Below are 13,890 nucleotides of genomic sequence, written 5' to 3'. Positions count from 1 at the left end.
TATTCTTCGATCCGGACCTCACGAAAGTAGGTCTTCAATACAATTCGCCAGTGATAATTGAGTCAAGCTGACCAGCGAGAGATGACCGTCGGTCGCGGGCGTCTAAGATTACTCATTTAATCAAATCATTATTAATCAAGATGAAGTTACAGTTACACTGGATACTTACACGGGCACATTCGGTGAGTACCCGAAGTCGTCGAATTCCGTCAATGCCCTAAATGCTCCGAAACCTGCCTGGCCGCCGTAGACGGATTCTCCAAAGGTCGTAGAAATCAGTTCCGAACTATCAACTAAGAAAGTGACTGCGTCTCCATAGACCCTCAATTCCAGATCGTAAAACGTGCCTACATCGATTGTTTCACCAACATCATCGAGGTCGACAATCAATCGGGTTCCCCAGTCCCCCTGGTAATGGCCGACCACCCACTCGTTCTGGCCCGCGAAGGCACCGGCATATTTAAAGTCTTTCTCGTTCTGATAATCGAAGATGAGAAACGCGTCCTGCCACGCATTCATGTCACTGTCCATTCTGGTTTTTACATTGAGCGTGTAGCTGGGGGATAGCACCTGCAGGGGATTGGTCAGTTGAAGCTCCAGTCCCCGAGAGACGTTGGCCTGTACGAGATAAGAGAAGTCAGAACCATCTCGATTAAGATCTCGAAAACTCCCCTGGCTGCTGTCAGGAGTCGTCAGTTCGTCGACGACTTGATCATTGAAATCTTCAAATATGCTGTCGTGCAAGACAGGGGGCACGTTGATCTCGAAGTCATCAAACCAAGTGAAGGCTTTTTCGACGGCGAGTCCAACCGGACCATGATTAACGTCGGAAGCAAATGTCGCCGATGTGACCAATTCATTTCCGACAAATAGCGATACATGGGGGCCATCGAGACGAACCCGTAAGTTGTAGTACCGACCTGAGTGAATTCTCAGCCCGATATCATCCATATCGACCTCAGCGAGACGATTCCCCCAGTGACCTTCGTAATGTCCAATCACCCATTCGTTCTGCCCTGTGAACATGCCAGCGTATTTGAAATCATTTTCGCTTTTATAGTCGAAGATGATAAATCCATTCTGCCAGCCCTCACCGGTGTAGATCGACTTAGCCTTTACCGAGATATCAAAGGTCTCTGGTAAATCTGAAACAGGTACGTAAGCCACCGATTTCAATGGGGTGTACGATGTGTTCGCACGCAGCACGTTCTGCCCCCCCGTCGCACTGACGGTTTTCCAGACATCAGAGTTATTAAAGTAGAAATGATCCGTCTTGCCATCATTGAAATTATCCATGTAGGGGAAGGGGACCGATTTTCCCACAGCGACTTCGTTTGCAATTTCGAAATCATCAAACTGCGTTAACGCATGATACGAAGCGACGCCCGCCGAACCATCACCGATGCCGAGCGGGAAAGTTCCATTCAAAACAGGCAGACCTTCAACCGACAAGGTGACGGCATTTCCATTGATTGACGCATGTAATTGATGGTTACGGTCGGTTCTGAGAACGCGACCCTCATCATCCCAGTCGAGTTGGGCAATTCGATTTTGCCAGCTTCCCTGATAGTGTCCGATAACCAGTTCATTCTGCCCAGTGAATATACCGGCGTATTTAAAATCATTTTCGTTCTGATAATCAAAGATCAGGAAACCATTGTTCCAACGATCCGCTCCAGAGACGGAACGAACTTTCGCTGACATCTCGAACAGACTCGGAAGAGGTCCGTCAAGAGTAACCAGCGCGGTCGTGAGGCCGGTCAGTCCCACGTTATCGAACTGCATTACCTGCTGCCCAAGGGGGCCGATAACGCTCACATTTGCTGGATTACTGACGATCAAACCATCTGTATCACCCGATTCAAAATCTTGTTTGAAAGGGAGGCTTTCATTTCCATTAAACCAGACCTGATCAGCATCATAAATCCAGTTCGTAACGAATGCATCAAGATCACCATCGTCGTCGAGATCGCCCAAGGCAACATCGGTTCCATAGGCCGGTCCAAGCGACTGGGGAGTCATGGTAAAGTTGCCCGCGCCATCGTTCAGAAAAACCCGATCACCGACATACCTGGGGGGAGGAGTCACGGGAGTCCCGTCGAAGGAGTTGGCCTGGTACAGATCAAGGTCACCATCACTATCGAAATCGCCCAGACCAACTGCGTAGGTATCTCGGTCACCAATCGTCGCTGGAATTAAAGCGAAGGTCCCTCCCTCGTTCAGATAGATCAGGCTACCACTCTCGCGACTGGCAACAACCGCATCCAGATCATCGTCTCCATCAATGTCACCTAGTTCAACGTCGGCGGTCCGGTTATTCCCGAAGTCAAAAGACTGGGCAAAGGAGAATTGGCCTGTTCCATCGTTCAGAAACAGCAGGTTGGGTTGCCCGAACGACACCACGAACGCATCCAGGTCACCATCATCATCGACGTCACCCAAGGCTGTATCGATATGGAGCTGACCACCGGTCAATCCGGGATCCCTGAGCGACTGAAGGGTGTTAGTGAAGTTCCCGCTTCCATCATTTAACCAGACATTGCTGCCCGTACTGCGGTCGTTGAGAAAGAGATCGACGTGTCCATCGCCATTGAGGTCACCAAAAACGCCCGCACCACTTTCCCCATTCGAGAGCACTTGATCACTCTTTGAAAACTGTCCATTCCCATCATTGATCCAAAGCTGGTCATCAGGACCGTCGTTAAATAGATTCGAACGGGAAAGATAAATATCAAGATCGAGGTCTCCATCGACATCGGCCAGAGCGACATTCGTACTTTCAGGAAGGGATTGCAGGCTTTCCGTAAAATTACCGCTGCCATCGTTCCACATGATCGAACTGTCCGAATCGTACTTGACGATCACCGCATCCAAGTCGCCATCACCGTCCAGGTCACCCAGTCCAATCGCGTGACTGTTTTCTTCACCATATCCGGGACCTACTGCATGAAAATGTCCCGATCCCGTATCAACCGAGGCCACAATTCCAGAGAGTAACGTGCGGACTTCCAGTTGATCAATCTGGCTACAGTCCGGGGTAGAACCAGAACGCCGCGAGAATTGCTGGCGAGATTGTGAACGATGAGCGCGCAGAAGCGAGGTAAGCCGCGTGATGAAAAGCATAGTGGGAGCGTTCCAAACAGATGGTGAGTCGAATGGCGTGTTGAACAGAACACCGGGCATTCAGTTTGTTAACAGCCTCTTGGTTCACAGTAATGAAACGAACGAGGTCGCAATTAATCCGGTTTGTTCCGAAGCGTGTGCATTAAAGCTAAGCAACTGAAAATTAGACCGGTGCCTAATCAAAACGTCAAGATGTCTTATGTCACCATTTTGGGAAAGTAAGTCCGAATTCACATTCCCTATTTAATGAGTCACCGAACTTATTTCTTAGGCAGTCCCAATCGGTTGTCACGGAAATCTATCTCACCAGATCAGGAAACCGGCCCACCGGAAATTTCCTGAACGACACACGATTGCCCACGTTCAGATTGACTCCCTCACTTCACCGGAGTTAACTCAATCTCCCCCAGATCAATCGGTTTATCCGGGCCGTGGCCGTTGAACATGTCGGGGGTGATTGTGAATTTCCCCGTCAGTGTTTTTTTGACTCTGATTGATAAGATGGGGAGCGGACTACTAAATTCTTTCTCGTTAATGTCACCTACAAATACAGCACCAATGTATTCTCCCGGTGTTAAATTGTGACAACGAAATGATCCATCCGCTGCCAAGCGAGCCTGAAAGGATCCTCTGAAGTAGGGATGGAACGACATTTCCGATTTCTCACGCGTCAAAGAGACGATCGAGTGATCCAGATCGACATGCATGTTTTCCGGAAAGGAAACCTTACCAACCAGATCCACTTCGTCATCGCCAATATTAAATATTACAGTCTCGCGATCCTTAGATTCAATTTCATAATAGGCGGACCACTCCGGTACAACCCTTTGAAGAAAGATTCCTCTTTGAGTCGAATTTTCTTCTGATGAAGATTCCGACACCTTTTCCACTTCCAAACGACAGCGGTAATAAGGACCGGCCGGCAATTCATAATCGCCATTCTCATCTGTTTCTGTAAATTGGCGGTATAAGACATTTGGTATGTCTCCCCCCAGAATCATTAGTCCTGATCTTCTCGAATAAGTGTAGTTTGTACTGATCTTCACGCCAGAAACAGGCTTACCTTCGACCAGAACCTTACCGTTGATATTCCTCCAGGGTTTTAGCCGTAACTCCTGTTGCTCATAAAACTCAATATCGGTCAACTGCAGGAAACCGGTCTCGTGCGTGATCACACACAGGAATCGACCGGGTGATTCGGGAACTTCGAACTTCCCCTGTGCGTCAGCGACGACCGAGAGCGTAGGATGACTTGACTCGTCTTCTATCGGCTTGCCATTTTCAATGAAGACGAATTCATGACGCCGGTCCAAATTGTTCTTTAGAGTGAATTCGGCACCGTCGGCCGGTTCTCCGTCGGGTGTGTAGATCTTCCAGACCAAGTCTCGCTTGGGACGAAGTTTAAATTCCAGATGATGTGGGAGGGTCTCTAGCTTGTCGTGTTCCAATATCGCCGATCGCTGGGGAAGATAACCATCCGCTTCAATTAAATACTGAACTGGTGAATGCACGTCGGTCAACTTATCAGAGAAAAAGCCGGGCGGGTCGTCACTCGTTGAAAAATGCTGACGATAATTCCAATCCCATTTGGTGTTCTCATTATCTACAGTTTGAACCCCTCGAGCCAGCCGAAATTTTTCGATTGGCTTTTCCGTCTCAGCGTCGTAGACGTTACCCACGACAGCTCTTGCTCGCAGTAACATCACAGCAACGGGTGAGTCATTAAGTTCATGTTGCTTCCGGAGATGTACGGAGTGATATCCTTTTTTCTCCACCTCATATCGCAACCCCTTCGAGCGTTCTACCTGCATCACCCCTTTTTCATTGGTTTTACCGGCGATCAACGGGCCATAACGAAACGAGACTCCTTCAATCGGGATTCCCAGTTCATCCTGAACGCGATACTCCACCACATTCTTCGATTTCGATTTCTGTGGATTGGATTTCTCATCTTCCACAACAGGTTTTGTTTCCGTTTCAATCGTCTCGGAAGTTTCCTTAATCGCTTGTTTGTTATTCTCGGTTAACTCAATTTCACCCAGATCAATCGGGTTCCCCGGGCCGTGGCCGGTGAACATGTCAGGGGTAATATTAAACTTGGCATAATGACTCGACCTGCGTGTGACACCCTCTTGGACATCTTCCTCCCGCACGATTTTCAGAGAACCCACATAGGTACCTGGGGAAAGGTTTCGCAATTGAAACGTCCCCTTAGAGTCCAGAAGAGCTTTCGCATTGTGATAAAATAAATATTCGGGCTCATCGTCGTTTCGTATTCGATTTATACGGACATAACTATTGGTCACAGACAAATTCATTCCTGGAGGAAGTAGAGCCTGACCGCGAATGTCGACTTCATCGTCTCCCAGAACAAACGGATTGTGCCTCGGATCGTCAGGGTCATAAACCACATTAAGCGACCATGTGGGTGGTGTCTTTTTTCGTTCAACTCCGTTGATATCTCCCTCTGCCGGCAGCCCTGAACTGATCTTGAATAGCGTCTTCCCTTCCGGCATTTTGGGCACCGAAAATGCCCCCTCCTCGTCGGTTGACAGCTCATGCAAAAATCGAACTTGGGACCCTGAAGCTCCCCCCATGAATCGCCCCTCTTCGGCCGAGCGATCCAAGGTCTTCGTCGTTCGAACATAGAGATCCTCAGCAGGCTTTCCAGACAATAATACCTTTCCTTTAATGGGTTTCCACGGTCGTAAATTCAATTCTCGCTGATGAATCAAATCTACGTCGATGTAGACAGGCAAATACCCCGTATCATGTCGAACCAGACAGAAGTAGGGTTCATCAGTTTCCGGAATGGTTACTTTTCCTTCTGCATCTGCTTTCAAATGGAGTTCATCCTGTGAGCTTTTGACTTCTAAATCTGGCATCTCACTCTGAGAAACTCTGATGACTCCATTTAGATCATCTGACCCCAGAAAGCGAATGATAATATCAGCATTCGCCGCAGGGGTTCCCGTTGGAGTGAATACCTGTCTTATTAATGACTTGTTCTTTTCGAGCTTCAGTGTCCAGTTGATTTCTCGACCGATCATCTCTTCGGGATCGACGATCTCAGACAACGTGGGAAGATAACCCTCCGCATCGACCCGGTACTGGTAGAGCGAAATACGGCTTCTTATCTCTGAGAAAAATTCTCCCGAGAGAAGAGGCTCTCGATCTTTGTTCTTCAAGAAGAGGTAATGGGGGTGCCACTCCCAGCTCCCTGGTGAGTTCGCTTTAATGTGCATGCCAAGAAATAGTTCGAATTTCTCTATTGGCGTGCCCGATTCGGCATCAAGAACATTCATATGAACTGGAATACTTCTTTCGAGCATGATCACGATCGGTTCACCAGATGTATCCCAACCGGGACGGTAATTGGGAGAAAGATAACCATCCAAGCTGATTTGTGGTTGTAGAATACCTGCCGGCGCATTCGTCCAAATCCACTTCCCTTCGGCATTCGTTTTATAGGTTTGACCTCCCACGAAGAAATTCACCCCCTCAAGCGGCTCGCCTTCCGGATTGACTATCTGGAACTCGACCTGGCGACCAGATTTCAGCTGTACCTCCAGAGGCTCGCGACGCGGAATGTTCAAATGAATTTGACGCGGTTGCCAATTGGGATGTTCAAACGACATATATTGTGAACCCCTAGTCGGGTTCGGAAGCGAAAACTCCCCTTTCTCATTTGTTTTGAATTTCTGACCCTTTGCAAGAATTCGCTCCCAGTTACCGGTGCGTCCTGAGATATCGACCAGCACTCCCTCAATTGGTTCTCCTTCAGTTGATTTCACGACTCCCGTAAGAGGAATCGCTTCAGTCATAGTCAGTTCGAATTTTTGTTGGCGGAATAAGTCGTATTTCTCTTCAGGAACAGTGTATATCCGATACTGATCCTCTGCTGCCGGTAGATATTCGTGCGTGAAATGTCCCACGCCAAGTCTCAGCCCCTTTAAATCAGGCGGCAGATCGTGGGCTTCCCAGTGTCCCTTCTCATTGGTGAGCACCCAACCTTCCGGGTTATCGTAAGTCCGCTTCTCTTCGCCACGATAACGCAGTGAAACTCCACAGCGAATGAGTACGTTGGAAAGCGGTTGGCCCTCTTCGTCAACCGCCTGCCCTCCAATTGTGATCGCCGGTTGAAGGTCCAGAACATACTCGGACTCAACCTGATAAGCGTCGCGACCAGCGAGGTCCCCTCGGTTCATGGTCAGCGTTTGATAACCCTTGCTTTGAACCTTGATTTTAAAATCGTTGAACAATTCTTCGCCGAGATCAAACTGCGCCACTCCGTTTACGATTGGGTGGTCCTCTTTTACGTACTTCCCACTCTTTGCACGTCCGGTGATCGATACCACTCCTTCGGGAACCACTTCTCCTTGTTCGTCAACAACTTTAATCTGACTGACGGTATCCTTTGGTTCTTCATTCTCAACTACCTTAGGTGCCTCTTCAACCTCCATCGCTGCTTCCGTCAGTTCACCTCCCGTTAACAGAACGGCGGTGACCAGGGCAACGGTGCTCATGGCGCAGACGGCCAGTAAAGGAAGGGAGTGGGCGAAGACTTTTTGTTGGAGTTTCGCGATGCGTTGACGGACTTCGCAGGTGCGGGCCATGCTGACCGTGCCGAGCAGAGGACGGGAGGTGGCACGAAGAGCAATGGTTGCCAAGGTACGGCTGTAGGCAGTGACGTCATTAATGCAGTCGGTCGCCACGGCGTCGCAAACACGCTCACAGTCATGTTGGTGCACGTCGCCAATCTTCCAGGCGAGCGGATGAAACCAGAATAGAATCTGAATCAGATGAACCAGACGACTCCACAAGACGTCATAAGAACGAGCATGCGAAAGTTCATGAGCTAAAATCGCGGGTAGGTGGCTGGCATTCTCGGGCTGGTTCAGATCGGCGGGTAGCAGGACCACGGAGCGAACAATTCCTGTCAGCAGGGGAATCGATACCTCCGTCGAAAGACGAACATCAATAGGGGAACGAACACCTAACTTCTCTCGTAGCCGATCTACTTCACTCCTGATTTCTGACGGAGCAACTGACGAGGCCCGCACGAGAATTCTTAATCGATAAAGCCCCAGTGATAACCGAAGTATCAACAGTCCAGTGACCATCATCCAAATTGACCAGAGGAGACTGCCGATGGAAATCGACGCGGCATCTTCAATCGTTGGCTCCACAATGGGAGCAAAGGAAGGAGGTTCCGCATTTTCTTCTGGCTCGATTGTGTTCACGATTCGAGTTGAGAGGTCACGGTCTTCTGTTGCTTCGATCTCTTGAAATGGTTTTTGAAACGGAACGGGCGCCCGGTCGAAGGTAATCGAGGTTATGTTTTCCTCAGCCATGGGAACGACTGGAGGAATCTCTTCGATTATGATTTCCGGTTCCTGGGAACTGAGCACCGGTAAGGGGATCTTGACCGAGGGAAACGAGAAGCTCCAGAGAAGTAGCAAGCAGAGACTCGCCGCTAGCGAACGCCAGACGAAGACGGCATAGCGGGGGTTCGCTTTACTCACCAATAATCGCAACAACCAGGCTGCCGCCAACAACAGGGTAACTTTACTCAGCAGTACCAGCCAGAATTCGGTTTCACTGTCTAGCATTACCGTTTGAGAGTACCAGTCGATCAGACTCATGAGGGCGTCCCTTAAGCTTTAGGATCCGGATCGGAATTGTCTGTTTCCGCGATGCGTTTCAGTTCAAGCAAATCTTCTTCCGACAACTTTTCAGAGCGGATCAGATGGCAAAGCAGTTTCTCAACCGAGCCATCGCAGCAGGTGCGAGTCAGTTCGCTCAGCATCTGCCGAAAGGTGGAAGCTTGCTTCGTTTTCGCCCGGTAGAAGAATGCTTTACCCCGTCGATGCCGGGTAAGATGCCCCTTGTCCAACAAAATCGAAAGGTACGAACGGAGCGAAGAGTTTGTGATCTCCCACGGAAAGTGCTCTTCGATTTCCGCAGGCTTCATCTCACCATGTTTCCAGAGGATCTGCATGACCTCCAGCTCTCCTTTGGTGAATTCAGGCATGGCCGGTTCTCCCTGTTAAAAAACATTGACATGCGGACTGTACCGCACTTTATGTTTGTTCGTCAATCTCTTTCTGCGGATACTTCCGCACATTTTATGAAAACAAAAAATGCTCGGATCGATGTCCTCATTCCTTCAGGGAGGGACTGACAGTGCTTCCCTTTCTGTTTACGATGAATATTCTCTTGAGAGAAAACTGGCCCGTGCACAAGAAGCAAAGACTCAAATCATGGCGAAGTCCCGTAAACGAAAATCAAAAAAGAACCAGGACAACGATTTCGACCAGACCGTGGTGGAAGAGAAAAAATCGGATTCAAAGCCTGCGTCTTCAAACGGGAAACCTCGCCCAGTCAACTTGGGAGATGTCACTCCCGGTCGCACAGAACGGGGAATTGCGCAAGCCGAAATCAATAAAAAAGTCGATGCCGCACAAGAAGCCAAAATTGCTGCCGTGCAAGACGTAATCAGTGGCGTTCCTCCGCACGACCCGGAAACTCTCGCCAAAGTGCTTCAGGCGATTCTGGAAGGAAGTTCTCCCGACGATGTTGAGTTTCTGCGAGCGGCATTGATTCATCAAACCGACGGCTCGGGCGGACCACCTATGCCGGATGAAACTCTCTCGCCCCAATGGCGGGAAGGGGGTTACCCGTATAAACACCTGATGTCTCGTAAGAATTACGAGAAGCAAAAGTACAAGCTACAGGTGGAACTGCTCAAGCTACAATCCTGGGTCAAGAAGACCGATCAAAAACTCGTTCTGCTCTTTGAAGGTCGCGACGCCGCCGGAAAAGGGGGGACGATCAAGCGGTTCATGGAACACCTCAACCCTCGTGGTGCTCGCGTGGTCGCACTGAATAAACCCACCGACACAGAAAAAGGGCAATGGTATCTCCAACGCTACGTCCAGCATCTGCCGACCAATGGTGAGATCGTGCTGATGGATCGGTCCTGGTATAACAGGGCGGGGGTGGAGCGGGTGATGGGCTTCTGCACTGATGAAGAATATCAGGAGTTCATGCGGCAAGCGCCTGAGTTCGAACACAACCTGACACGCAGCGGTATTCACTTAATTAAGCTCTGGTTCTCCGTCAGCCGGAAAGAACAGCGGCGGCGGTTCAAGAATCGAGAGATTCATCCGCTCAAGCAGTGGAAGCTTTCACCCATCGATATCGAGTCACTCGATAAATGGGACGAATACACGGAAGCGAAAGAAGCGATGTTCTTCTACACCGACACGGCCGAAGCTCCCTGGACCGTTGTCAAATCGGACTGTAAAAAGCGAGCCCGATTGAACGCGATGCGGCATGTGCTGCATCAGTTCGACTATGACGGCAAAAATTCCGACACGATTGGCCACATCGATCCATTGCTGGTCGGCAGAGCACATCTGGTTCATGCTCAACGCCCGGAGCAGCGTTCAATCCTGTAGAGTCCACTCCTTCATGGAGTGGACTCGGATTGAATCTTGATTCAGCTTCCCTATTTAGAAGGACCAGCTGGGAACCGTATTCGCAGAGTAGAATCGGCTGGACGTTTTGTCCTGATGTCCCTGGCCCCGGTTCCAAACTGAATCGACATCGATTTCGTTCTGAACCGAGTGAACTCCTTCGATGTCCAGAACAGTCTCTTGCGCAAGTTGTTTCTGGTAGTAGGTGTTTACCATTCCACGCAGAATAACATCTTCCCCGCGCACATCGACTTTGATTTTCTGGCCGAAGAAATAGGGATTAGAAACGATGGCGTTGTGAGCCAGTTCATGGAGAGAATGCTGTCCATCCAAATAATGTTTGGTCGTCATGATCAAGAGACTTTTCTGTCAAATGGCCGTAACAGCGAAGCCTGCAAGCAGCTTCCGATTGAATGGGCCAGGTTGGGGATGAGGGGACGATTAAATATTGTCCTGAAACCCAGTGATGGGTCGCTATTGCCCTGATTTCACAGGGTTAGAAACCGCCACAGCCACGTTTCAGGATAGGTTTTAGCCCACGCTCTCTCTGGAGGCCAAATTCACTTGGCAACCAAATCATTAAGGCGCGGAGCTTTTTCACCGTGTGTATCTCTCTTCGACCAGCGTCACCTCAAGCTGAAGCCGCTTCAAGGTTCTTATTAAGAAAAGCAGGGAAGCCTGGCAACTGAAACAGCCCTTACCGGTTGTAGCGAATTTAATGACGGGAATAGTCTGCGGTTGATGGGGTTGGTACACTGGAATTTCACCCTATTCTTGCGACAGGACCAGCCTCATGTTCAGATACGCTTTCCCTTTATTTCTAACCCTCTGTTTTCTCTTCTCCACCGTTCCGTCACGATCGAGTTTGACGGCCGCTGAACCCGCTCTCTTTGAGCTGGAACCGGGGTTCGAGCTCCTCTTCAATGGAACTGATATGACCGGCTGGGAAGGAGATACCTCCCTCTGGAAAGTCAAAGAGGGCGTCATCGTGGGCGACTCCCCCGGCATCCGAAAAAACAATTTCCTGGCGACGACCCAACGGTACGGCGATTTTGAACTCCGTTTGCAATTTCGTTTACGCGAAGGCAAAGGGAACAGCGGCGTTCAGTTTCGCTCCGAACGAATTCCCGACAACCACGAAATGATCGGTTACCAGGCGGACATTGGCGAAAAGTACTGGGGCTGTCTGTACGACGAATCTCGCCGTAACAAGGTCCTCGCCCAGACACCGGACAAAGTCGTCGAAGCCCTCGATAAATCGGACTGGATCGACTATACGATCCGAGCCAAAGGGAACCAGATCACATTGACGATGAACGGCGTCACTACCGTCGACTTCACCGAGCCCGATCCGGAAATCGCCCGAATGGGACTGATCGCCTTACAGGTCCATAGTGGAGGCCCTCTGAAAGTGGAGTTCCGCCATATCCGTATCAAAGCCCTCGACTGAACCTCGATCCACCATATTAACTCCTATCGAGCGTTTTCCCACTACGGTCAACGATCAACTTAGGACAACTGCTGGCGAATTTTGCTGCTGACGCTTCAAAGAGAATAATTCCGGTCGGTAAACTACACCGGCGTCTTAAAACTTACTCCGGCTGCACTCCATCCCCTTTCCGGTCTCGTCGATCTCCCTATGCGTTATCAGGTTCACAACTACGAAGAGGCGATCCAGTTTCTATTTGAACGGATCAACTACGAGCGCGCCTCGGTAGGCAGTTACAGCACCAGCGACCTCAAGCTGAACCGCATGACGGCTCTGTTAGAACGGCTCGGCAACCCTCAGACACGCATTCCGGCAATTCACCTGGCGGGAACCAAAGGCAAAGGCTCCACGGCGACGATGATCGCCAACGTCTTGCAAGCAGCCGGTTATCGCACTGGGCTGTTTACTTCACCCCATCTGCATCGGTTCGAAGAACGGATGGTGGTCGACGGGGTTCTTCCCACAGAATTAGAACTGGTCACTCTGGTCCAACAGCTCCTACCGCATCTGGAAGAGATGGACCAACTTCCCGGCCAGATGGCGCCTACCTATTTCGAAATCGCCACCGCACTCGCGTGGATGCACTTCCTTCAATCGAATGTCGACTATGCCGTGTTGGAAACAGGTCTGGGGGGAAGACTCGATACGACTCGGCTCTGTTCTCCTCTGGTGACAGTCATCACCTGCATCAGTCTCGACCATACCAATCTTCTCGGAGAGACGGTTGAAGAGATCGCTGCCGAGAAAGCCGGCATTCTTAAACCGGGAGTCCCGCTGGTCAGTGGTGTCCGCGATCCTGCCGCGCGAGAAGTGATTCGCTCTATCGCCAAGCAACTCGCCGTTCCCCTCACTGAACTTGAGACGAACTTCCATATCGAATCCTCTGCAGTGCAGTTCAATCCGGAAACCGGTTTTACGGGAACGATGGAACTTAGGACCAGCGACAACGCGATCGTAAATTTGCAACCCGGATTGCCGGGGCTTCATCAAGCGGAAAATGCGGCGTTAGCTTATCAAACATGTGAACTGTTACGCGAACAGGGATTCGCGATTGAGTCTGAACATATTCAAACGGGTATTAATACTGTTCGCTGTCCGCTGCGAATTGAACTCGTCCGTTCGGAACCAATCGTCATTCTCGATGCGGCGCACAACATTGCCTCCATCGCGGCCCTGATTAAAACATTGGAACTCGTGCCCGCGACGAACAGGACCGTCATCTTTGCATCATCGCGTGACAAGAAGACGGCTGAGATGCTCCACGAATTGCGACGCGGGTTTGATCGCATCATCTTGACCGCCTTTCAGACCAATCCCCGCGCCATTCCGCTGGATGAGTTAGTTCCTATAGCGGAAACGATTGGCTTCACCGACATCGGTTTAGCCGAGACGCCCATTGAAGCTTGGGAAATGGCTTCTGCCTCGGCAACCTCTTCTGATTTGATCTGCACGACTGGCTCCTTCTTTCTCGCCGCTGAAATTCGTGAACACCTGCAGAAGTTGAGCAACGCAAATCCGCCCTCTGCTGATTCCCACCCAGCTTCGTTTTTTCAGAAGCCACTCTAAATCAGGGTATTGTGCGTAGATCAAACTATGCACCCATAGGTAGCTACCCCAACTGAAAGTTATTATCCCACTTTCCTATTGAATCGCTTCGCAGATTTCTGGAGGCACCTATCCAGGTTTCTCATGCTGTAGACCGCACTCAGTTTTAATCTATGTTTCAGTCAATATTTTGATGAGACTAACAATTAATAAACGTTATAATGCTAACTGTACAGTTTGATTAATAATTAA

Annotated in this window: 7 protein-coding genes; 3 read left to right on the top strand and 4 right to left on the bottom strand. The window is 50.0% G+C overall.

Features of this window, described 5'->3' with window-relative positions; all coding sequences use genetic code 11:
* Window positions 1-165 precede the first annotated feature (165 nt).
* From Pla110_RS00155 to Pla110_RS00145, 3 genes are all read right to left on the bottom strand, one after another.
* A complete protein-coding gene (locus Pla110_RS00155) occupies window positions 166-3,123 on the bottom strand; it encodes an FG-GAP repeat domain-containing protein (protein WP_197440403.1) in 2,958 nt (985 codons plus the stop codon).
* A gap of 377 nt (window positions 3,124-3,500) precedes the next feature.
* Window positions 3,501-8,768 (bottom strand): M56 family metallopeptidase, encoded by a 5,268-nt coding sequence (locus Pla110_RS00150; protein WP_144991988.1) that lies wholly within the window; start codon window positions 8,766-8,768, stop codon window positions 3,501-3,503.
* 11 nt (window positions 8,769-8,779) lie between these two features.
* On the bottom strand, window positions 8,780-9,157 hold the full coding sequence (locus Pla110_RS00145) for a BlaI/MecI/CopY family transcriptional regulator (RefSeq protein ID WP_144991986.1): 378 nt from the start codon (window positions 9,155-9,157) through the stop codon (window positions 8,780-8,782).
* 229 nt (window positions 9,158-9,386) lie between these two features.
* On the opposite strand from Pla110_RS00145, the gene ppk2 reads away from it, so the two are divergent.
* Window positions 9,387-10,586: a polyphosphate kinase 2 gene (gene ppk2 / locus Pla110_RS00140; RefSeq protein ID WP_144999477.1), complete on the top strand. Its 1,200-nt coding sequence runs from the start codon at window positions 9,387-9,389 to the stop codon at window positions 10,584-10,586.
* A 54-nt stretch (window positions 10,587-10,640) separates the two neighbouring features.
* Here the strand turns inward: ppk2 and Pla110_RS00135 are convergent, their stop codons facing one another.
* Complete coding sequence (locus Pla110_RS00135; protein ID WP_144991984.1) at window positions 10,641-10,955, bottom strand: BON domain-containing protein; 315 nt, start codon at window positions 10,953-10,955, stop codon at window positions 10,641-10,643.
* Between the two features lie 442 nt (window positions 10,956-11,397).
* Here Pla110_RS00135 and Pla110_RS00130 point away from each other — a divergent pair, with 442 nt between their 5' ends.
* The gene (locus Pla110_RS00130; protein WP_144991982.1) at window positions 11,398-12,054 is read left to right on the top strand and encodes a 3-keto-disaccharide hydrolase; all 657 of its coding nucleotides are present in this window, start codon (window positions 11,398-11,400) and stop codon (window positions 12,052-12,054) included.
* 189 nt (window positions 12,055-12,243) lie between these two features.
* A complete protein-coding gene (locus tag Pla110_RS00125; RefSeq protein ID WP_144991980.1) occupies window positions 12,244-13,659 on the top strand; it encodes a bifunctional folylpolyglutamate synthase/dihydrofolate synthase in 1,416 nt (471 codons plus the stop codon).
* The last annotated feature ends 231 nt before the right edge of the window (window positions 13,660-13,890 follow it).

Source organism: Polystyrenella longa (assembly GCF_007750395.1).
Lineage (GTDB): Bacteria > Planctomycetota > Planctomycetia > Planctomycetales > Planctomycetaceae > Polystyrenella > Polystyrenella longa.
Note: the sequence above shows the minus strand (reverse complement) of the source record. Positions and strands in the feature narration are given on the sequence as shown.